At 40.1% G+C, this 20,391-nt stretch carries 22 protein-coding genes, 1 rRNA gene, 2 pseudogenes and 1 riboswitch; of the genes and pseudogenes, 16 read left to right on the top strand and 9 right to left on the bottom strand.

Features of this window, described 5'->3' with window-relative positions; genetic code table 11:
* The 8 genes and pseudogenes from FB6_RS04955 to FB6_RS04985 all read left to right on the top strand — a co-directional run.
* Positions 1-113 (top strand): annotated as a pseudogene (locus FB6_RS04955) (IS982 family transposase); the annotation flags it as partial.
* A gap of 12 nt (positions 114-125) precedes the next feature.
* A pseudogene (locus tag FB6_RS16710) lies at positions 126-203 on the top strand (hypothetical protein); the annotation flags it as partial.
* 59 nt (positions 204-262) lie between these two features.
* Positions 263-556, top strand: a complete 294-nt coding sequence (locus tag FB6_RS04960) for a hypothetical protein (protein ID WP_174558938.1) — start codon at positions 263-265, stop codon at positions 554-556.
* 2 nt (positions 557-558) lie between these two features.
* Complete coding sequence (locus FB6_RS04965) at positions 559-2,127, top strand: PepSY-associated TM helix domain-containing protein (protein WP_174558939.1); 1,569 nt, start codon at positions 559-561, stop codon at positions 2,125-2,127.
* The gene (locus tag FB6_RS04970) at positions 2,124-2,411 is read left to right on the top strand and encodes a hypothetical protein (protein WP_174558940.1); all 288 of its coding nucleotides are present in this window, start codon (positions 2,124-2,126) and stop codon (positions 2,409-2,411) included. The genes FB6_RS04965 and FB6_RS04970 overlap by 4 nt, the downstream gene beginning before the upstream one ends.
* A gap of 161 nt (positions 2,412-2,572) precedes the next feature.
* Entirely contained in the window at positions 2,573-3,463 is an 891-nt protein-coding gene (locus FB6_RS04975; RefSeq protein WP_174558941.1) for a sulfite exporter TauE/SafE family protein, read from the top strand.
* A 127-nt stretch (positions 3,464-3,590) separates the two neighbouring features.
* Positions 3,591-4,682 carry a 3-deoxy-7-phosphoheptulonate synthase gene (locus FB6_RS04980; RefSeq protein ID WP_174558956.1) on the top strand — a complete coding sequence of 364 codons (1,092 nt, stop codon included), beginning with the start codon at positions 3,591-3,593 and terminating at the stop codon, positions 4,680-4,682.
* A 64-nt stretch (positions 4,683-4,746) separates the two neighbouring features.
* Entirely contained in the window at positions 4,747-5,271 is a 525-nt protein-coding gene (locus FB6_RS04985; RefSeq protein ID WP_174558942.1) for a phosphatase domain-containing putative toxin, read from the top strand.
* Here the strand turns inward: FB6_RS04985 and ispF are convergent.
* Positions 5,259-5,750, bottom strand: coding sequence for a 2-C-methyl-D-erythritol 2,4-cyclodiphosphate synthase (gene ispF, locus FB6_RS04990; protein ID WP_174558943.1), 492 nt, complete (start codon positions 5,748-5,750; stop codon positions 5,259-5,261). The two genes, FB6_RS04985 and ispF, sit on opposite strands and share 13 nt — an antisense overlap.
* Positions 5,751-5,849: 99 nt before the next feature.
* Here ispF and FB6_RS04995 point away from each other — a divergent pair, with 99 nt between their 5' ends.
* Positions 5,850-6,500 carry an A1S_1983 family putative colistin resistance protein gene (locus tag FB6_RS04995; RefSeq protein ID WP_174558944.1) on the top strand — a complete coding sequence of 217 codons (651 nt, stop codon included), beginning with the start codon at positions 5,850-5,852 and terminating at the stop codon, positions 6,498-6,500.
* A gap of 59 nt (positions 6,501-6,559) precedes the next feature.
* On the opposite strand, the gene FB6_RS05000 is transcribed toward FB6_RS04995, so the two are convergent.
* The 6 genes from FB6_RS05000 to FB6_RS05025 form a co-directional block, all read right to left on the bottom strand.
* Positions 6,560-7,141, bottom strand: coding sequence for a flagellar biosynthesis protein (locus FB6_RS05000; protein ID WP_254592194.1), 582 nt, complete (start codon positions 7,139-7,141; stop codon positions 6,560-6,562).
* A gap of 173 nt (positions 7,142-7,314) precedes the next feature.
* Positions 7,315-8,559, bottom strand: a complete 1,245-nt coding sequence (locus FB6_RS05005; protein ID WP_174558946.1) for a D-amino acid dehydrogenase — start codon at positions 8,557-8,559, stop codon at positions 7,315-7,317.
* A 147-nt stretch (positions 8,560-8,706) separates the two neighbouring features.
* A riboswitch (glycine riboswitch) is annotated at positions 8,707-8,796 on the bottom strand.
* 178 nt (positions 8,797-8,974) lie between these two features.
* The gene (locus FB6_RS05010; protein WP_174558947.1) at positions 8,975-9,517 is read right to left on the bottom strand and encodes a GNAT family N-acetyltransferase; all 543 of its coding nucleotides are present in this window, start codon (positions 9,515-9,517) and stop codon (positions 8,975-8,977) included.
* Positions 9,518-9,701: 184 nt separating this feature from the next.
* Positions 9,702-10,796, bottom strand: a complete 1,095-nt coding sequence (aroC, locus tag FB6_RS05015) for a chorismate synthase (RefSeq protein WP_174558948.1) — start codon at positions 10,794-10,796, stop codon at positions 9,702-9,704.
* 12 nt (positions 10,797-10,808) lie between these two features.
* A complete protein-coding gene (prmB, locus tag FB6_RS05020) occupies positions 10,809-11,819 on the bottom strand; it encodes a 50S ribosomal protein L3 N(5)-glutamine methyltransferase (RefSeq protein ID WP_174558949.1) in 1,011 nt (336 codons plus the stop codon).
* A 104-nt stretch (positions 11,820-11,923) separates the two neighbouring features.
* On the bottom strand, positions 11,924-12,289 hold the full coding sequence (locus tag FB6_RS05025; protein ID WP_174558950.1) for a lysozyme inhibitor LprI family protein: 366 nt from the start codon (positions 12,287-12,289) through the stop codon (positions 11,924-11,926).
* A 203-nt stretch (positions 12,290-12,492) separates the two neighbouring features.
* Here FB6_RS05025 and FB6_RS05030 point away from each other — a divergent pair, with 203 nt between their 5' ends.
* The 7 genes from FB6_RS05030 (at position 12,493) to FB6_RS05060 (ending at position 19,489) form a co-directional block, all read left to right on the top strand.
* Positions 12,493-12,798 carry a hypothetical protein gene (locus FB6_RS05030; protein ID WP_174558951.1) on the top strand — a complete coding sequence of 102 codons (306 nt, stop codon included), beginning with the start codon at positions 12,493-12,495 and terminating at the stop codon, positions 12,796-12,798.
* A gap of 262 nt (positions 12,799-13,060) precedes the next feature.
* Complete coding sequence (locus FB6_RS05035; RefSeq protein WP_174558952.1) at positions 13,061-14,431, top strand: ABC1 kinase family protein; 1,371 nt, start codon at positions 13,061-13,063, stop codon at positions 14,429-14,431.
* A 235-nt stretch (positions 14,432-14,666) separates the two neighbouring features.
* Positions 14,667-15,959: an acyl-CoA dehydrogenase family protein gene (locus FB6_RS05040; RefSeq protein ID WP_174558957.1), complete on the top strand. Its 1,293-nt coding sequence runs from the start codon at positions 14,667-14,669 to the stop codon at positions 15,957-15,959.
* Between the two features lie 25 nt (positions 15,960-15,984).
* Complete coding sequence (locus FB6_RS05045; RefSeq protein WP_174558953.1) at positions 15,985-17,184, top strand: acyl-CoA dehydrogenase family protein; 1,200 nt, start codon at positions 15,985-15,987, stop codon at positions 17,182-17,184.
* A 103-nt stretch (positions 17,185-17,287) separates the two neighbouring features.
* Positions 17,288-17,773: a GNAT family N-acetyltransferase gene (locus tag FB6_RS05050; RefSeq protein ID WP_174558954.1), complete on the top strand. Its 486-nt coding sequence runs from the start codon at positions 17,288-17,290 to the stop codon at positions 17,771-17,773.
* A gap of 384 nt (positions 17,774-18,157) precedes the next feature.
* Entirely contained in the window at positions 18,158-18,703 is a 546-nt protein-coding gene (locus tag FB6_RS05055) for a type 1 glutamine amidotransferase domain-containing protein (protein WP_174558955.1), read from the top strand.
* A 288-nt stretch (positions 18,704-18,991) separates the two neighbouring features.
* The gene (locus FB6_RS05060) at positions 18,992-19,489 is read left to right on the top strand and encodes a transglycosylase SLT domain-containing protein (protein WP_174558958.1); all 498 of its coding nucleotides are present in this window, start codon (positions 18,992-18,994) and stop codon (positions 19,487-19,489) included.
* 55 nt (positions 19,490-19,544) lie between these two features.
* Here FB6_RS05060 and FB6_RS05065 read toward each other — a convergent pair whose 3' ends face one another.
* Positions 19,545-20,120: a DUF4256 domain-containing protein gene (locus FB6_RS05065; protein ID WP_174558959.1), complete on the bottom strand. Its 576-nt coding sequence runs from the start codon at positions 20,118-20,120 to the stop codon at positions 19,545-19,547.
* Positions 20,121-20,293: 173 nt separating this feature from the next.
* Positions 20,294-20,391 (bottom strand): 5S ribosomal RNA (rrf, locus tag FB6_RS05070); the annotation flags it as partial.

Consider the following 20,391-nt stretch of genomic DNA (forward strand, 5'->3'; position numbering starts at 1 on the left):
GTAAAGCTCGTAGTATTCATGGATTTCTAAGTGGAATTTATGCTTCTTTATGTGCATACCAATTAACCCATCGAAATAAGCCAACAATTCAAATTATGAAATCATTAGCTTAAGCAGGATTCGGGTTAAATAGCTTTCCAGATGGACAAGCTTTTTACGGAGAACCTGCCAACTATAGTGTGGCAGTGAAATTCAAATACTAAGATCAATGACCAAGCCTAAGTCCCTAGGCTTGGTTTTTTATGAGCACAGTGACGTCTCTATGAGTAAAACATCTTCCCTATCTTTTTCTTATCGAATGACAGTGCTTTACCGTCTTTCTACTGCCTTTCTGCTCGGTTATCTCTGCACTTCATTGTTGGCCAGCAACTTGACGCTGCTGTTTTATCCCACCTTTGCTAAAGCAGAAGCCATTTATCTAGCCGCATTCATCAGCATCTGGTTTTTTGCTGGCTTTGTGATTTGCAGTTTTTGTATTCATTCTCTACGCAAATTAAGTTTCATCAGTATCAGTTTGGCCGCAGGTCTATATTTAATTTACCGGATAGCAGGTTAATCATGCAAAAATCAATACGCCAATCTATGGCCTGGTTACATTCATGGACCGGTCTGATTTTTGGCTGGCTGCTGTTTGCCATTTTTCTCATGGGTTCACTGAGCTATTATCGGCATGACATCAGCCTGTGGATGCAACCTTCTCTTGCGCAGATTCAGGTGAATCAGGATACCGCCATACAAACAGCCTATCAGTATCTGGAACAACATGCTCCCGATGCCAAAACCTGGTTTATCAATGTCGCCAATGAGCAAAAACCAGTGAACCAGCTTTACTGGCAAAAGCCGGATGGCGCTTATGAAAGCAAAACATTAAATCCCAACACCGGTAAAGAATTAAATTTAGCGCAAACCTTGGGTGGAGATTTTTTCTATCAGTTTCATTTTCAATTATTTGGCCTGCCCATTTTATTGGGTCGACTGATTGTTTCAGTTGCAGCATTTATCATGCTGATCGCCTTGATTTCCGGCATTATCACGCATAAAAAAATTCTGACTGATTTCTTTACCTTGCGTGTATTTAAAGGACAACGCTCTTATCTGGACTTTCATAATGTCAGCTCGGTGGTCGCCTTGCCTTTTTTCTTGACCATCACCTTTACCGGTCTGGCCATTTTCTTTTATCTGTATTTACCCTGGGGCATGCAAAAACTCTATCCGGAAAATAATTTTCAGTATTTTGAAGAAATTAATTCAAAAGTCAGTCCAAAAATGGATGAGCCAGCTACCGCATCCATGCGCTCGATTCAACAGCTCCGCCAATCCGTGATTCAGCAATGGGGAAACACCGAATATAGTACTGTCAGTGTAAAAAATCCCAATACCACACAGGCAAGCATCACCTTTATTCAACGTGAAGATCATTCGATTACCCGTAATCAGGCGCAAATTACCCTCAATGCCATCACTGGAGAAAAATTAAGCAGCAGCAAAAATAATAGCCCGATTGCCACCCTTAACGCCGGTGTATACGGATTGCATATGGCGACATTTGCAGCCCCTCTGCTCCGTCTAGCCCTGTTTTTTTCAGGTATGGCAGGTTGTGCCATGATCGCTTCAGGGTTATTACTCTGGAGTTTAAAACGTCAGCTTCAATCCAAAACTGAGGCATTCCACTTAGGACATTATCTGGTGCAACGCTGTAATGTGAGTGCCATTGTAGGATTACCCATGGCAGTCTTAAGCTACTTTTATGCCAACCGCATTGGACTACTTAGCCCAAGTACCCCAAATTTTGAAGTGAAAGCGTTTTTTATGGTCTGGCTACTGAGTTTTATTCTGAGTCTGGGCCTTAAAAAACAATACCTGTGGAAAATTCAACTGGGTATTTTTATGGTTCTGGCCTTGGCTTTACCCGTTTTTAATCTTGTTTTTCTGTATGTGCATCAGCAACTGCAAGATTTTGCCGCATTCTGGACTTTCTTTAAGATCGATCTGTTTATCTTGATTTTCGGACTTTTAGCCATTTTTATTTATCGAAATATTCATCCTATTCAGCTTAAAGCCCAGTCTAAAATCAAAAGCAAACTGAAAATAGTGGAATCTGCGCATGAAAAGGAAAGCTGCTCATGAATCTGATTTTTAGTCTACTGTTGATTGCCATCGCCACTTATGCGTCATATCTAATCAGTGAAAAGCAGATTCGCTGCACCCTGCAATCTAAATGGTTCGTTCTGGCCCAACATCCAACGCTGACTCGCATTGGCGCATTGCTATTGTTCAGTATTGCGGTTTTTTTACTCATCCAGCACTACGGCGTATCGATTGGCTTTGCCAGTTTTTGGGTCTTGGCCAGTCCGTTGATTTTCTTTTTTATTCTTTATATTAATCCACTTAAATCTACTCAAAAGTCATGATTCCATACCTTTATTCATTCATTTAAAATTCCAGCCCTATGATGTATGGGGCAAATGAAGTTCTATTTCGTTTTTTGGAATAAGCAAATCAATAATCAAGACAACGGCTTATATTAAAAAGTCATAACATATGCACGTTTTTTGATATTTGGCATATAACCATGTTTGGTCCATTAGAATTTATTTTAGCAGGCGTTTTGGTCGGTTTCTGCGTTGGGATTACAGGTGTAGGTGGCGGCTCGCTGATGACACCTATCCTGATTAGTCTTTTTAGAATTGAACCTCACATTGCCATTGGGACTGACTTACTTTATGCCGCAATTTCAAAATTCTGTGGCTCTTTAGTTCACGCAAAAAAAATGAATATTGTCTGGCCCATTGTACTTTGGCTGGCTATCGGCAGTATTCCTGCATCTTTTGCAACGCATTGGGTTTTAGAAAATTATCTTAGCCAATCTAGTAGTTATAAAGCTGTTTTGACCATGGTCTTAGGTTTCATGCTGACCTTGACCGGTATTTCCATCATGTTCCGTGGTCACATTGAACGCTTCTTTAACAAAATCCGTAAGGATGTGCCGGTAGATATGACTCAGGACCTAGAAAAGGTCAATCTGCAAGCCAAAGACAAACGTGCTTATATTGTGATTATGGGTGTTATTCTTGGGGTATTTGTGACCTTGTCTTCTGTGGGTGCAGGCGCATTTGGTGTAATGGCACTTCTTCTCATGTTCCCGAACTTGCCGATGATCCGTATTATTGGTTCAGATGTTGTGCATGCCGTGCTATTAACTTTAGTCGCAGGTCTTGGCCACATGAGTTCTGGAAATGTAGATTTTCATTTGCTCGGCTGGTTATTGGTCGGCTCAATTCCTGCCATTGTGGTGGGGACATTGATCAGTTCACGCCTGCCAGAAAAAATTATCCGTAAGATTCTAGGCATTACCCTATTTGCATTAGGCATGAATTTCATGCTGCATCCAGTCAAAGCAAAACCTGTGGAAAAACCGGCTACAGTACAAGTGATCAGTATTGAAAAATCGGCCCACGTTTAATTTTACTTTACGATTCATCAATTTTTTTTGACCCATATATTGATCTTTTTTATAACATTGTGAACATACATTCGTGTTATATTCGGATCATGAAATAAACTTTTGTATGATCGAACCAGTGACGGCAATGAATACACTACAGTCAAAACCTATTACACAATCTGACATCGACGACGTGAATGTACAAAGCATTCAGCCTCTTGTAACTCCTGCTGAATTAAAAAAAGAGTTACCATTGACTGAGCATGCCTATCAAACCGTCCTTAAAGGCCGTGAAACTATTCGCAATATTCTGGATAGTAAAGATAAACGCCTTTTTGTTGTTATTGGTCCCTGCTCAATTCATGACACCGTGGCTGCACATGAATATGCCGATCGTCTCAAAGTTTTAAGCGAAAAAATTAAAGATACCCTATATATCGTGATGCGTGTTTATTTTGAAAAACCACGTACCACGGTCGGCTGGAAAGGTTTAATTAATGACCCGGACATGAATGACTCTTTCAATATTGAAAAAGGTCTTCGTATTGGCCGTCAGCTTTTGGTTGAACTGAACGAAAAAGGATTGCCATGTGCCACTGAAGCACTCGATCCGAACTCACCACAATATTATCAAGACCTGATTTCATGGTCAGCGATTGGTGCGCGTACCACTGAAAGTCAGACACACCGTGAAATGTCTTCAGGTTTATCATCACCTGTAGGCTTTAAAAATGGTACAGATGGCGGTTTAACCGTTGCCACCAATGCCATGCAATCAGTTAAACATGGTCACAGCTTCCTAGGCTTAAATGATCAAGGTCAAGTTTCAGTGATTCGTACCAGCGGTAACCAGTACGCGCATGTAGTACTCCGTGGTGGTAATGGCAAACCAAACTATGATGCAGGTTCTGTAGCCGAAGCTGAAAATGCTTTAGCCAAAGCCAAAGTCAGCAACAAGATCATGATTGATGCCAGTCATGCCAACTCAAATAAAGACCCGTACTTGCAGCCGCTGGTATTGAAAAACATTACCGAACAAATTCAGGATGGCAACAAGTCAATCGTCGGTATTATGGTTGAAAGTCATCTTAAAGGCGGTCGTCAGGATATTCCTGAAAATCTGGATGCGCTAGAATATGGCAAATCAGTGACTGATGGCTGTATCGATTGGGAAACCACTGAAAAAGCCCTGCTCGATATGCATGAAGCATTGAAAGACGTTTTACCAAATCGCTAAGAGATTTAAAACGCCATCTAAATAGATGGCGTTTCTACTTTAACCTTAGGAAAAATTTTATCTCATGAATGAAATTGAAAATGCACTCAGCCATATTGAAAATTTCCAGTTTATTCACGAACACCTATTCACTTCTGCCCAGCCGAGTGCAGAACAGCTCAAGCTGATTAAAGAATACGGTGTGACGACGATTGTGAATCTGGCATTGTCTGATGCTGAGCCACATTTAGATCATGAAGATAAAATTTGTTTGGAGCTGGGCTTAAATTATATTCAATTTCCCATTTCAGCAGAAACGCCTTCTGATGATCAATGTTTACTGGTATTAGACCTGCTTAGCCATTTAGTACAAGAACAAATGGTCTGGGTTCACTGCGCGACCAATCATCATGTCAGTAGCCTGATGTATCTCTATCGTCAATATTATATGGATATGGACATGCCCACGGCGCAAGAACTGCTGCACAGCATTTGGGAACCCAACGCCACCTGGACCGGCCTCATGCATGCGGTAGCCCTACAACTTCAAGGCCGTAAAGCTACCCAAGAATTGCAACAGTCGCTCATCCATCCAGATCATTTTGCCTGATGTGAAATCAATACCGTTGCCATCGACAAAATCCCTTCCTGACGGCCAGTAAAGCCTAATTTTTCGGTCGTTGTGGCTTTAACACTAATTTGCGTCACATCGACGTCCAGGACATCGGCAATACTCTGACGCATTTCCAGATTATGTTTTGCCAGTTTTGGTCGTTCACAGGCAACGGTAATATCTGCATTATTCAGTACATAACCACGATCTAAAATCAGCTGATACACATGTTTCAGCAACACACGGCTATCCGCCCCTTTGAATCTTGCATCGGTATCTGGAAAATGCTGGCCGATATCACCCAAAGCCAATGCACCCAACAAGGCATCACAGAGTGCATGCAGTACTACATCACCATCCGAATGTGCTTTCAAGCCTTGCGTATGCGGAATCTGAATTCCGGCCAAAGTGACAAAATCACCTTCTTCAAAGGCGTGTACATCCATTCCCTGACCAATTCGAATTTGTGCCACCACTTTGAGCATCCTTAAGAAATAAATGATTGAGATATTGTATTCACGCTTTCTATTTCGCTATAGTTACAACAGCGCAACGTAGTGAAATTATAAGCGATCATGCTGGTGAATACCGATATTAATCTCATTAAAACATTAAGCACATTATTCAGTATTGGCTGTTTGTGCTCAACCATGACTTTTGCTCAAGAAATAGACTGTTCCACCCCCAATACACCTTCCTTAAAGAAGATATGTGCTGATAATTTTGCCGAATCTCGAGAGAAATTAAGCAATCATTATATAACGGCCTTTTTGGTCAGTGATGCCCCGGTGCATTTGCTAGAAGATACCCATACTTTATGGTTTAAGCGTTTGCAACAATGTAAAAGTCTGGACTGTTATAAGCAACAGTTTGAACTGCGTATTGATGATCTTAATTTTTATACTTCACTGAATCAGAGTCTGACCAACCACTATTTAAAATTTGAAAATGGCCAAATTGCCAGTCAACCGGTTCATTTGCAGGTCCATCAACTGACCAAAGATAAAATCAAGATTGAAGGTATTGCTTACCGTAATCCAAACAATAAACTGGACACTCAAACTATTCCTTTTTTAGCCTATACAACTTCCGCGCAGAAAAGCGAAATTACAGACAACGAACATGACTGTAAATATCATTTCGATTTTAATAAAGCCATTTTAGCGGTCAAAACAGAACAGAAAGGTTGTGAACGGTTTACTGGGATTTATCGTTTATATGATTAAGCTTTTAAGTAAATAAAAACAGAGGCGATCATGCCTCTGTTTTTATTTACACAACTAGATTATTTCAACTGTTCAACTAGACGACTTTCATAATCGTTTAAAGCTTCATTCATGGTTGTAATCCATCGTGAGCCAGTCGCCATTGCAGTCGGTTTAGATATTTTTGTATAAGTACGAATAGGTTGTTTTGTGCTATTGGCATCATAAATTTCAGTTTCAATTTCAGTATTCAAAGTAACATATGAAAAGCCGGGCTGCATCCATGACCAGAACTTATCTACCTTAACCATTAATACCAAATCTGGATGTTGAACCTGTGCCGCAGGGACAACTTTATAGCCTGAACGCAATAAGGCAGATTCAACACGTTTTTCGAAAACAGAAACTACTGTTTCATCTCTTAAGAAAATGTCGCCCATCGCCTTACCATAACCATTACGCTTACGTGCAATTGCTTTCTCTTTGTCTGAAGCTGTTGCTTTCTGCAATCCACCTTTGAGCGAAGGAATATTGGCCTGTTTCGGCTTTTCTTCAAATACACGCATATCTTCAACTTTAATGACTGCAGTTTTGAGACTTCTTTCCTGCGTATTCATCTGTTTCACTGGCGATTCTAAAGACACTAATCCACGTGTAGACACACATCCTGTCATCCCCACAACTAAAACTGAACTTAAAACAATTTTTGAAAAGATCTTCATAAGTATCCATTATTTTAAAGTGATAAAAATCAAATTATTATACCATTTTTTCAATTACAAACCTTTATGCATAAAAAAGCATGAAGTTCATGCTTCATGCTTTTCTTAATAATTCAAACTGGATGCTGGGCAGCCACTTGCTGGCTAATCATCACAGCTGTTGCCGCCGATAATGTCCATCCTAAATGCCCATGCCCTGTATTATAAAAAACCCGCTCACGCTTTCCTCTACGTACAATCGGCATCATATTCGGCATCATGGGACGCAAGCCTGCCCAAGGCACAACATTTTCAGTGGTAATATCAAAGTTTTTATTAACCCAATCTGTCAGCGGTTGAATACGGTCGGCACGAATGTCACGGTTATAACCATTAAACTCAGCCGTTCCTGCCACACGTAAGCGATCTGTACCTAAGCGCGAAGTCACAATTTTTGCACTTTCATCCAGCAAACTGACCCACGGCGCATTCTTCACGCTATCTGCATCATTAAGATTCAGGGTAATCGAATAACCCTTCACCGGATAGACATTCACCCGATCCCCCAATAAATTGGCCAGCTGATAGCTTCCTACGCCACCACAAACCACCACTGCATCGGCTTCTAGCGATTCCACAACCGCTGCATCTAAATGCATATTTTCATTACTGGCATGGTAAAGCACCGTCACCCCTTTGGCATGATGCTTTACATCTGTCACCTCTGTGCCAAACATGAATTTCACCCCATATTTTTCAGAGGCCTTGGCTAATCCGGTGGTAAATTTATGAATATCTCCAGTGGCATCACCCGGGCAATAAAAACCACCATAGTATTCGCCCTGTAAACTCGGTTCGATGGCTTTAATTTCCTCAGCTGTGACCGCAGTGCGCTCCAAGCCACCTTCATTCAATAAAGAATTAACTCGGGTTGCCACTTCATAATCGAGCTTGGTGTGGTAAAAATGCAGAATGCCGCGTTTTTCCAGATCAAACTGAATATTCTCTTGTTCAGCAACTGCAAATAAACGCTCACGGGCTAACAGCGCCATTTTGACCGTATCACGCGTATTGGCTTCATAATGTTTGATATTGCCAAGAAACTCCATTAACCAGCCGTATTTATGCAGGTCAAATGAGGGATTAAGCAAGAGAGGTGCATTTTTATTGGACATCCACTTAATACCTTTCAGTACGGTGGATTTTTGATTCCAGACTTCTGCATTACAGGCTGAAAGTTGTCCCCCATTGGCAAATGAGGTTTCCATGGCTGGATATAAATGTTTGTCGAGCACGGTCACTTTATAGCCCAAGTTGGCCAGCTCATAAGCTGAGGTAACCCCGGTAATGCCTGCTCCAATCACGACGATATGACACATACGACTCTCCTTGGAAATGTAGAGACATTTCTTGTGAGCCCCATCTGTCATGTTTACCTGAGAGCTTCGATCATATCGTTATCTAAGACTAACGCAGACCATCCCCTTCGGTGAGCATCGGTTTTCCGATGCTTCTCTCCAGATTTTGAAATTATTACAGTCCTTTTGCCTGAGAGTTTCCGGGGTCGTTGCTCCTTCGGCGTGTTCACAGAAGAACATCTCTCCTGCAATAATTACTTCTATTAATATGAGCAATTTTTGTACCATGCGCGAGTACTAAATTCACTTATTTGTTAAGCAGTGTTATTTCACTATAAATAAATATATATTTCAAATGCTTAAATTAAATCAAGTTTGATTCAATCATTCAGCTTAGGCTATTTTATTAGTAAACTACATTGTTTTAATGCTTCGTTTATATCTCTTTAAGCACTGACTTGGACAACTGTTGTAATTGTAGATCAATCAAGGGGCGTCCCACATTGGCGTGAATGGGATAAGACTCGATATGTGGCATTTTAAAATAACCACATCGTTCATAATACTGAATCAGCTCTATTCTGCTATCCAACACCCACATGTCATAATGACTTAATGTTGGGCAGTGTTCTAACGCCATTTTCTCAGCATATCTTAAAACCTGTTTCCCAATCCCCTGATTTTGCCAATGTGAGTCTACACAGAACGTACCTATTTCGACGCTATTTTGCTGAAAAGTTAAGCCAACACATGCCACTAAAGCAGATTCTAAATTTTCAACTATTTCAGCAACAAATAAACAAAAATTCTGTTGTTTTAAACTCTGCAATAACTGCTGACGATTGATTCGATCTCCTGCAACCATTGCATATTCACTGGTCCAGCTTGAAGCTGTATGGGAACGGTATGCCTGATTGATCAAAGCAACCAAACTTTCAACATCACTGGCATTTGCCAGTCTAAATTCTAATGCTTTCATTTTTTTCTAAAAAATTCTGTTTCATAAAAATTATCATAAATAATGGGTAAAAAATCAGGCAATAAAAAACCAGACGTGAAGTCTGGTTTTTTTCAGTGGAGCACAAAAGCTCATCAATTACTGCGTTCGAGCAAAGCTAGCCCTAATACTCTACCGCGTTCGGAACAAAGCAGAGCTTTTTTCCTCACTTGGGTTCAATCGGGGCAAACGGCGCAACCACATCCGCATTTTGTGCACGGTTACGCATGAAATGATCCATCAACACGATCGCAAGCATGGCTTCAGCAATCGGAGTTGCACGTACACCGACACACGGATCATGACGTCCTTTCGTCAGAACATCCGTATCTTCACGGTTAATGGTAATGGTTTTACCCGGCGTGGTGATACTTGCAGTTGGTTTCAATGCAATCGCAACACGAATATCTTGACCACTGGAAATACCGCCTAAAATACCACCGGCATGGTTTGCCAAGAAACCATCTGTTGTCAATTCATCACGGGTTTCATGACCAAACTGTTCAGCCACGCCAAAGCCATCACCAATTTCCACGCCTTTTACCGCATTAATAGACATCATGGCATGGGCAATATCTGCATCCAGACGGTCAAAAACCGGTTCGCCCCAGCCTACAGGTACTTTTGATGCAATAATTTCAAGTTTTGCACCACAACTCGTCCCTTGCTCGCGTAAAGAAGTTACCAAGGCTTCAAAACGAGGAACTGCATCTGCATCGCCACAGAAAAACGGGTTGTTTGGAACTTCATTCCAGTCCAGTTTTTCAGCTTTTTCAGTCCCAATCTGAGTCACGTGCCCGCGAATTTCAATGCCAAACTTTTCAAACAAGAATTTCTTGGCAATGGCACCCGCTGCCACACGCATTGCTGTTTCGCGCGCGCTTGAGCGACCACCACCACGATAGTCACGGAAACCATACTTTTGGGTATAGGTATAGTCTGCATGACCCGGACGAAAAGTTTGCGCAATATTACCGTAGTCTTTGGATTTCTGGTCGGTATTACGGATCAACAAACCAATCGATGTACCGGTCGTTTTACCTTCAAAGACACCGGAAATAATTTCCACTTCATCCGGCTCTTTGCGTTGGGTGGCAAATTTTGATGTACCCGGTTTACGACGATCTAAATCTTTTTGTAAATCTGCTTCAGACAGTTCGATCCCTGGCGGTACACCATCGACAATTGCCATGAGACCCACACCATGCGATTCACCACAAGTCGTTACACGAAACAGTTGTCCAATACTATTACCAGCCATGATCGCAACTCCTTATGCTTGAACAGATTTTACAAATAAATCACGGTATTTACGGCATTGTTCTGCTGTTAAGGCAAAAATACCCGAACCACCATTCTGGAAAGTCAGCCAATGGAAATCGACCGTATTAAAGTTCTGTTTCATGGCCCATTCAGAATTACCCACTTCAATCACAATCAAGCCATCTTCAGTCAAATAATCGGCTGCTTGCGCTAACATCTTACGAACTAAATCCAGACCATCCTGACCCGCTGCAAGGGCTAGTTCAGGCTCATGTAAAAACTCGGCTGGCAAATCCGCCATATCTTCTGCATCCACATACGGAGGGTTCGATACAATTAAATCATATTGATTTTCAGCAGGAATTTTTGCGAACAAGTCCGATTCCATCAATGCAACCTGATATTGCATATTGTGATGTTCAGCATTAATCGATGCGACTTCCAAAGCTTCTTTAGAAATATCGGTCGCGTCGACTTCAGATTCAGGGAAGGTATAAGCCAGCGCAATCGCTATACAGCCTGAACCGGTACACATATCTAAAATGCGACGTGGTGTTTGCGGATTATTATTTTCAGGAAGATTGTTCAAGGCTTCACGCATTTGACCATTTTCATCCAGGCAATATGGCGCAAAGCGTTGATTGATCAATTCTGCAATCGGAGAACGCGGAATCAGCACTCGTTCATCGACATAAAACGGTTTACCACAAAAGTAAGCCAGATTTAATAAATAAGAGGTTGGCACTTTTTCATTGATGCGACGTTCCAGCAAACTGATAAATTCAGCTTTTTCACTTGGCAGCAATTTCGCATCTAAAATTTCCGGATTAGCATTCCAGTCCAATGCCAATGTTTGCAAGACCAGCGCTGAGCTTTCAGCGAAAAAGTCTTCTGTACCTTGACCTAAGTGTGCATCGTATTGACGTAGAGCTGAAACACCAAAACGGATAAAATCACGAATTGTGCTTAGGTTTTCAGCGGCTTCCTGTAAATGTTCAGGGCTAATAGTCAGTTGATCCACTTAAGGCATCTCCAAGGTCAATTTTTTCAAGCGCCTTATGATACCTTGTTTTGCGGGTTTTTATAACGTTTCAATCAGATTAAAAACAAATATCTATGACGTGTTTATTTGATTTGATAATAGTAAACACGCTCCATGGTCATTTCGAGCACACACTTGGATTGTTTCACGGCCATATAGGCTGAAGTTACTTTTAAATAGCACTTTTGATCTACACGGTTGAGCCAGAGTTTATGCTGTTGTTCAATACTACTTTGATGACTCTCATTGTTTTTTAAATAGTTTTTATAATATTTATTGAGAAGTTTTTCCTGATTTTTCAGCTCTTTATCGACACAATCTTTGACGGTTTCTGTTTTACCATAAGACGTGTTCAAACATTTATTATATTCGTCAGAATAACCTTTTGCAAAAACAGAATTCGCACCTAAAGTAGCCAGACTCAGTATTACTGGTATCGCAAATCGCATAATATTCCCCTGTCTTAAACGACTCAATTTCAGATACTATTATTGTGTTTATGCCTTGATACTACATCAATCATGTTCAAATTCCTATAACTTCACCTTTTACGCCCCAACTCAAAAAACAAATTCATTCAGTCTACATATTGAATCTGACTAAAATACCCCCATATAGTTTCAATTCTTTTCTGCAAAATATTTTTATTGTTATGAGTTACAAACACAATAATTTGATGGCAATGCGTCAAAATTACTGGAATGACACAGATTCAGCGCAAGTTAAAAGTGAAAAAAGATTTTTTCAGCAAACTTTGATTGAACAGGGGATTTATTCTACCCCTTCAGAAGATGATGCCAAATACCTGTTTTTTAGCTTTCCCAGCATTATCATTGTAAAAGGTTATGCCCTTGGTTTTCAGCATGACACTGTTCAGGCCATGATTTTCAAACACATTCAAGATCATAAAGACATATTGATGCAAAAAAATGACATCAAAATTCAATTTCGCATGTAGGTTTTACTAGTTTAGTCTATTATTTCTTACTCTTGCTATTTCACTTATCCTTGATATCTGGTGATGTACTTATTTCAGTAAATTCGATAGAGTAAAAGCCATAAGCTGCTCCTACATTTTGTGCTATTTGTTGAAAAATAAATTAAATTTTAAACATATTTATGTAGCTCTTTGCATGTTGAACTTTTTTAATACGTGAATAAAAGGTAATATCCGCTACAATTAATTATTCTGCGACTTGCTGATTAAAGGATTTTGTTTAATGTCAGATCAGAACGATAAGCTTAAACAACTTAAAACCTCTTCCATGGATCGACGCTTATCTATCGCCAAAGCTTCATTACTCGCAGGAACACGTTGGGCAGCATCTAGCGCAACCACCATGTTTTCAAGTGAAGCAGAAAAAGAAAAGAAACGAAAAAAAGCCATGAAAGAACAAGCAGATTATCTGGTTTCTGAAATTGGCAAATTAAAAGGTTCCATCGTTAAAATTGGGCAAATGATGGCGCTTTATGGTGAACATTTTTTACCTGAAGAAATCACGCAAGCCTTAAACACTTTAAATAATCAAACTGTTGCTTTGGCTTGGCCAGCAATCAAGACTCATTTAGAACAACAATTAGGCGCTAAACTGCATGATTTAACCATTGATCATGAGCCCTTGGGCACGGCCTCTTTGGCTCAGGTCCATCGTGCAACACGTAAATCGGACGGTTTGGAAATTGTCCTCAAAATCCAATATCCAGGCGTAGCAGATGCGATTGATTCAGACATGAGCCTGTTTAAAAACATGCTTAAATTGACCCGTATGGTGCCGCAGACCCGCGAATTTGACCAATGGTTCGATGAAGTTCGCGAGATGATGCATCGTGAAGTCAATTATCAAATTGAGGCAGCAACCACACGTCGTTTTGCCGAACGCTTAAAAGACGATCCGCGCTATATCGTGCCACAAATTATTGATGAATATTGCACCGATCAAATTCTCTGCATGACCTTTGAACGAGGAGTGCCCATTAACAGCCCAGTCATGCTCTCGCTTCCGCAAGAACGTCGCAACCAGCTGGGTGAAGCTTCACTGGAAATTGCTGTCCGTGAAATTTTTGAATGGGGTGAAATGCAAACCGATCCAAACTTCGGTAATTATCTGGTACGTTTGGGCAACGGTGCAGAGACTCAAGATAAAATTGTACTGTTAGATTTTGGGGCTATTCGCCAGTTTGATGAGCGCTTGCTCAAAGTTGCACGCAATCTTATTCACGCCGGTTATGACCATAATCTTGATGAAATGGTCACTGCGATGACCGGTTATGAATTCTTTGATTCTATCCCGCAAAGCATCAAACCCGATATGGCGAAAGTGTTTCTATTGGCTACTGAAGCCTTTAGTACGCTGCTGAACAATCCGGACTTGCCCGAAGGTATAATGATTGAGCAGCGCTATGACTGGAAAAAAAGCCAGCTGCATAGTCGTGTCATGCAACGTGCGTCAAAATCGATGGCATCACGTTATTTTAGTGTGCCTCCAAAAGAGTTTATGTTTATTAGCCGGAAATTCATCGGCGCCTATACCTTTATGACAGTGATTGATGCAAAAACCAATGTTCGAAAAATGGTTGCTCATTTTCTATAATCCGCTCTAAACTAGAATGACTTTTTTGTCATTCTAGTCAATTCCTATTTTTCATCTCCCTTACTTATTTTAATAAACTAAATAATATTCAAATATTTAATTCGCTTAAAAAAAAGTCAACACCGCTTATCCAAGTCAATTTTAATTGTCAGTGATGACATAGTCATTTTGATATACACATGTCAGCATAAAAATACAAAGAATCAAAAACCAATGGACGACAACAATGACCAATATGGTAAACAAAGCACAAGGATTTGGGCTGTCACTCATTACCAGAATTGCCGGTAGCGATGTATTGGATCAGCTCAAGCTGCGTAAATTTCTGGAAAAATCGTTGTATCAAGGTTCTAAAATTAGTTTTCAGACCTTAAGCAAAACTCAAAAAGTATTTAAAGCTGATGCACATATCAGTAAGCAACGCCTGCCGAATCAGCATAAATCATTGTTCGATTTAAGTCTGTCTGAAGAACAGCAAATGACCTGTGATGCGATGGATCAATTTGCATCAGAAGTGCTTTACCCACTGGCAGCTCAGGCAGACAATGAGGAAAAATTTCCTGCAAGCCTTTGGCAACACATTACTGATTTGGGGCTAAATTACTATGCCCTACCTGAAAGCCTGGGCGGAGTTGCCACGGAGAAGAACATTTTAAGTAATATCCTGATTGCAGAACATTTAGCCAAAGGTGATTTCAGTTTAACTGCCGGACTGCTTTCAACTTTTAGCGTGATTAATGCGATCACTCAATGGGGTTCTGAAACCATTCAGTCGACCTATTTACCCAGCTTTGCACATGACACTGAAATCAAAGCCACTTTTGCCATTCAAGAAGCGACTCCTGCCTTTAACCCGCTTAAATTGAAAACCAAAGCGATTTTCAATCATGGCAATGGCCAATATTTTATTGATGGGGAAAAAACCTTAGTCATACTGGGGGAAACTGCGGATCTGTTTCTAGTCAATGCTGAAATGAATGGCCTGCCAGAAGTTTTTGTGGTTAAACGCGACAGCACGATTACTGCCAAAAAAAGTCCCGCCATGGGCTTAAAAGCCACCGAAACTGTCACGCTTCAATTCAACCATACTCCGGCTGAACGTTTAGGTGATGATGACTTTAATTATCAAGCCTTTTTAGACTTGGGCAATTTAATGTGGTGTGCCATGGCAGTTGGTACTTGCGAAGCTGTAAAAGCGTACTGCATTGACTATGCCAATCAACGTACTGCCTTTGGTGAACCAATTTCACACCGGCAAAGTGTGGCATTCATGATTGCAGATATGGCTATTGAAATCGATGCCATGCGCATGCTGATTTTAAATGCTGCCAGTCTTGCAGAAGCAGGTCAAAATTTTCATCGTGAAGCCTATTTAGCACGCTTACTCTGCGCGGAAAAGTCGATGAAAATCGGCACAGATGGCGTACAAATTCTGGGCGGTCATGGTTTTACCAAAGAACATCCGGTTGAACGCTGGTATCGCGATTTACGTGCTACCGCAATTTTACATTCCGGCTTACATGCTTAATTAATAAATAAAAGGAATCAAGCAGATGAATTTACAGAATCCTAAAAAATTTAAGATGTTGGTCGATCAAGCCCATGAATCAGCTTTGAATGTATTACGCCCTATTTCACGTAAATATGATAAAGCCGAACATAGTTATCCCAAAGAACTCGACATGTTTGCCTCCCTTATTGATGGCATGAATGATGGTGGCGAAGGGATTAATGCCGGGGCTGCAGTAGGTAAGCGTGGCCATACCGAAACCGGAAACAAAAATGGCGTCAATATGTCGACCGTGCTTGGCGTAATTGAAATGTGCTACGGGGATACCGGACTATTACTCAGTATGCCGCGTCAGGGCTTAGGGAATTCTGCAATTGCAGCAGTTGCCAATGAGGAACAGCTGGAACGTTTTAAAGGTACATGGGCCGCTATGGCCATTACTGAACCCGGCTGTGGTTCAGATTCAGCAGCCATTCGTACTACAGCCACAAAAGACGGTGAAGATTACATCTTAAATGGTGAAAAGATTTTTGTGACTTCTGGTGAACGTGCTGATGCAGTTGTGGTCTGGGCCACGTTAGACAAAAAGTTGGGGCGTGCTGCGATTAAATCTTTTGTGGTTCCTAAAGGGACAGCCGGCATGAACGTTGAACGTCTGGAGCATAAACTCGGGATTAAAGCATCCGATACTGCTGTGATCAGCTTTATTGACTGCCGTGTACCTGCAGCAAATTTATTGGGTCATGCTGGAATTGATGTAGCCAAAGGCTTTGCCGGTGTTATGGAAACTTTTGACAATACTCGACCTTTAGTTGCTGCTATGGCTGTCGGATGTGCCAAAGCCTCATTGGAGAGAATCAAGGAAATTTTCAATAATCAATTAGATGAAAATTATGCCACTCCCTATCTACAGACATCACATATTGCAGCACAAATTTACCGAATGGAAGCAGAATGGGAAGCGGCACGCCTGCTCACCATGAAAGCAGCCTGGATGGCAGACAATAAAAAGCCGAACTCACGCGAGGCGTCTATCTCCAAAGCCAAAGCTGGACGTATCTGTAATGAAATCACTTTAAAATGTGTAGAACTTGCAGCAAGTGTCGGTTATAACGAAGAAGAATTATTAGAAAAATGGGCACGAGATTCAAAAATCCTGGATATTTTTGAAGGTACCCAACAAATTCAGCAATTGATTATTGCCCGTCGTGAATTAGGCAAGAGTTCAAGTGAATTAAAATAAGTTTTATGCCTTTTCAAGGCATAAAAACCTGAGAAGAGATGGATTTTTAACACGTATAGGGTTATAAAAATTCATCTCTTTTTTATTTTATTCATTTTAATTTATGTACCAGATTCGCCCTATTCAACCCCAAGATAATGCTGCTCTTGCACAGATTATTCGTGAAGTTTCTAAAGAATTTGGGCTAGCTCCTGAATCAGGTTTTGCTGTAGCCGATCCCATTTTAGATAATTTATATACAGTTTATCAGCAACCAAATGCTCAATATTGGGTGATCGAAAATGAAAATGACGAAATTATGGGTGGTGGTGGTTTATCTCCTTTGAAAGGAGATCCTACCATTATAGAAATCCAAAAAATGTATTTTCTTTCCGAGATCAGAGGGTTGGGCTTTGCCAAGCAACTTTTAGAAAAAGCTTTTGATTATACTGCTCAGCAGGGTTTTCAATCGTGTTATTTAGAAACCACCAAGGAATTGTGGCAAGCCGTAAAATTGTATGAAAAATTAGGTTTTAAATACTTACAGCAACCCAAAGGCAATACTGGACACAGTCATGCCTGTGAAATCTGGATGGAGAAATATTTATAAACTGGTTATTTTTAACTTCTTGCACAAAAGCATCTATATTTGAAAATAAGCTAGTGTTCGTTAATTTTCTACAGTCTTGTCAGTATTTACGTACACTCAAAGTATTCATTTTCTCCTGTCCGAGTATTTTCGGATCATTTAGGATTAAAGCATCAGGAAACAGGAAGTTTCCCCAATAAAAACAAGAAACGATCTAGGCAGGAAGCAAAACAGCTCAAGCAGAAATGTCACTTTGAAACTAATATGAAATAAGCCTCATCAAGATATGGGGCTTATTTTTGTCGACTTTTTCAAACATTAACAAGAATAAGCCAAAATTTGTACAGCGATCTTAAATCACTTTGTTAATGTCGAGTTTTAAATAAGCGATTCAGGATCATTCACATGTCTAAGAAAGCATTATTTATTACTTCAAATACGGGTGTAGAACACGATGAATTAACTAAACCTCTTGATTTCCTACTATCTAAAGGTATTGAAGTAATTCATGCTGCAACAGAGCAAAAAGATGTATATACAGTGAAGCATGATCAGAAATCCTCACCTGCTTATATGCCGCAAACGACCTTAGCTAAAGTCTCGGCCGAAGATTATGATATCTTGGTTATTCCAGGGGGAACCGTAAATGCTGATCTTCTCCGCTTAAATGAAGATGCACATAGAATCGTGCAATACTTTACTGACAATGCAAAGCCTATCGCAGCAATTTGTCATGGACCTTGGGTCCTCATCAATGCAGAAAGAGTTAAAGACAAGAATTTAACTTCTTATAAAAGTATAAAATTAGACTTGGAAAATGCCGGGGCTAAATGGGTCGATGAAGAGGTTCATCGCTGTAACACGAATAATTGGGCTTTAATAACTTCACGCTCCCCAGATGATATTCCTGCTTTTAATCAGGCTATTTTGCAAGAATTGGATAGTCAATAGATCGCATTTTAAAATTTTTTAATGAAAATAAAAGTCTTGTAAAAATCGCAGGATTTTTATTTTATCATTTAAGCAACTGAATTATTTTAATTAAAATGGACATGCTCCATAAACCGTTTAAACAAACGGGAATATAGGCTATTGACTCTCTTTATCTCGCCAACTAGCATAGCTTCAATAAAGTTTTACATTGGGTTTATAAACTTGTTTATTACACCACATTTCTCTCATTTAAAATCATTTTTTTTACCGCCTCGTCTATTAAGCTTTCAATCTATAACTATAATTATGAGTACCTTGCTATTTGCAGGTTGCTCTTCTTTCGGTAGTAACTCTGTTGCAAAACGGTCAGCAAAATTATCTACAGGAATACAAAAAGCTTATTCTGTAGCTCCTGACACGGCTGATCGTGTTTCACCTATGATTATTCAAAGTGCTGATAAATATGCTGTTGATCCACTACTGTTAGCGGCTATGATTAGACAAGAATCAAGCTATCGAAATTATGTTACTTCACCAGCAGGTGCCGTTGGCCTTACTCAGGTCATTCCTCGTTATTGGCAACAAAGCTGTCCAGGCAACCTTATTGAAGAAAATAATAACATCAATTGTGGGACTTATATTTTAGCATCTTATAACCACAAAGCTGGAAGTTGGCCTAAAGCACTCGCCTATTACAACGTAGGACCTACAGGTTACCATTCAAATCCTAAAATGAAAAAACAAGGTCATAAGTACGCGGAACAAGTTAAACAACATCATAAGATTTTAAAAAATGCACTTTAAATTGAATATAAACCTTAAGCAATTGGACTAATTTTTTATCTTCTTAAATAACTTTTTAAACTCTCAGCAAAACTCGAAATCCTCTCGCAGCATAATAAGATTCTGCCCCATTATGATAAACAAATACTCTTCCAAAACGCTTATCACCAAAAAGTGCACCTCCTTTTTTACGAATATTATCAGGGGTGAATAGCCAACTGGATGTTTTCATATCAATAGCATCTATTGCTTGCAATTCATAATAATCATGCTCAGTCAGCAATTCGACACCCATATCTGAAACAATATCCATCACTGAATTTTGAGGTTTATTGCTTTTTCTGGAATCAAGAGCCTCACGATCATAACAAAGACTTCTACGAGCAGAGGGGCTCTCCACGCAACAATCCATGAAAATATAATGATCTGTAACATGATCATGCAAGACCACATCAGGTTCTCCACCAGTACATTCCATTTCATGTAATGACCGCATTTTATCTGGACTTGCTTCCAGTTTATGCTGAATTTTAGGCCATTGCATGGCTTTATGCCGCTGCATATTTTGTTCAAATCTTTCTTTTAAAATATTTAATAAATGTTTTGACTGCTCTCCACTGAGTTGCTTGGCTTCTTCCTTATTTTCTTTCATTTTATCTATCCATTTTTTATTTTTAAAATATTGTGCATTATTATTGCAGCAGATAACAAGGCTCTCAATGCTAAAGAATTGTATATCCGCTTTTAATCCATTTAACTCTGATAATTCCCCTTGCAAATAAAAAAATCCCCCTCTGCATAAGCGGAGGGGGATTTCGAATAATGAGCTGGCGATGACTTACTCTCACATGGGTAATCCCACACTACCATCAGCGCTAAGAGGTTTCACTTCTGAGTTCGGGAAGGGATCAGGTGGTTCACTC

It is taken from the genome of Acinetobacter bouvetii (assembly GCF_902753875.1).
GTDB lineage: Bacteria > Pseudomonadota > Gammaproteobacteria > Pseudomonadales > Moraxellaceae > Acinetobacter > Acinetobacter bouvetii_A.

What these genes read in the sequence shown, in the direction of transcription:
- FB6_RS04960 (WP_174558938.1), top strand. Translation starts at nt 263, where the DNA reads ATGAGTAAAACATCTTCCCTATCTTTTTCTTATCGAATGACAGTGCTT.
- FB6_RS04965 (WP_174558939.1), top strand. Translation starts at nt 559, where the DNA reads ATGCAAAAATCAATACGCCAATCTATGGCCTGGTTACATTCATGGACC.
- FB6_RS04970 (WP_174558940.1), top strand. Translation starts at nt 2,124, where the DNA reads ATGAATCTGATTTTTAGTCTACTGTTGATTGCCATCGCCACTTATGCG.
- FB6_RS04975 (WP_174558941.1), top strand. Translation starts at nt 2,573, where the DNA reads ATGTTTGGTCCATTAGAATTTATTTTAGCAGGCGTTTTGGTCGGTTTC.
- FB6_RS04980 (WP_174558956.1), top strand. Translation starts at nt 3,591, where the DNA reads ATGAATACACTACAGTCAAAACCTATTACACAATCTGACATCGACGAC.
- FB6_RS04985 (WP_174558942.1), top strand. Translation starts at nt 4,747, where the DNA reads ATGAATGAAATTGAAAATGCACTCAGCCATATTGAAAATTTCCAGTTT.
- FB6_RS04995 (WP_174558944.1), top strand. Translation starts at nt 5,850, where the DNA reads ATGCTGGTGAATACCGATATTAATCTCATTAAAACATTAAGCACATTA.
- FB6_RS05005 (WP_174558946.1), bottom strand. Translation starts at nt 8,559, where the DNA reads ATGTGTCATATCGTCGTGATTGGAGCAGGCATTACCGGGGTTACCTCA.
- FB6_RS05010 (WP_174558947.1), bottom strand. Translation starts at nt 9,517, where the DNA reads ATGAAAGCATTAGAATTTAGACTGGCAAATGCCAGTGATGTTGAAAGT.
- aroC (WP_174558948.1), bottom strand. Translation starts at nt 10,796, where the DNA reads ATGGCTGGTAATAGTATTGGACAACTGTTTCGTGTAACGACTTGTGGT.
- FB6_RS05025 (WP_174558950.1), bottom strand. Translation starts at nt 12,289, where the DNA reads ATGCGATTTGCGATACCAGTAATACTGAGTCTGGCTACTTTAGGTGCG.
- FB6_RS05030 (WP_174558951.1), top strand. Translation starts at nt 12,493, where the DNA reads ATGAGTTACAAACACAATAATTTGATGGCAATGCGTCAAAATTACTGG.
- FB6_RS05035 (WP_174558952.1), top strand. Translation starts at nt 13,061, where the DNA reads ATGTCAGATCAGAACGATAAGCTTAAACAACTTAAAACCTCTTCCATG.
- FB6_RS05040 (WP_174558957.1), top strand. Translation starts at nt 14,667, where the DNA reads ATGGTAAACAAAGCACAAGGATTTGGGCTGTCACTCATTACCAGAATT.
- FB6_RS05045 (WP_174558953.1), top strand. Translation starts at nt 15,985, where the DNA reads ATGAATTTACAGAATCCTAAAAAATTTAAGATGTTGGTCGATCAAGCC.
- FB6_RS05050 (WP_174558954.1), top strand. Translation starts at nt 17,288, where the DNA reads ATGTACCAGATTCGCCCTATTCAACCCCAAGATAATGCTGCTCTTGCA.
- FB6_RS05055 (WP_174558955.1), top strand. Translation starts at nt 18,158, where the DNA reads ATGTCTAAGAAAGCATTATTTATTACTTCAAATACGGGTGTAGAACAC.
- FB6_RS05060 (WP_174558958.1), top strand. Translation starts at nt 18,992, where the DNA reads ATGAGTACCTTGCTATTTGCAGGTTGCTCTTCTTTCGGTAGTAACTCT.
- FB6_RS05065 (WP_174558959.1), bottom strand. Translation starts at nt 20,120, where the DNA reads ATGAAAGAAAATAAGGAAGAAGCCAAGCAACTCAGTGGAGAGCAGTCA.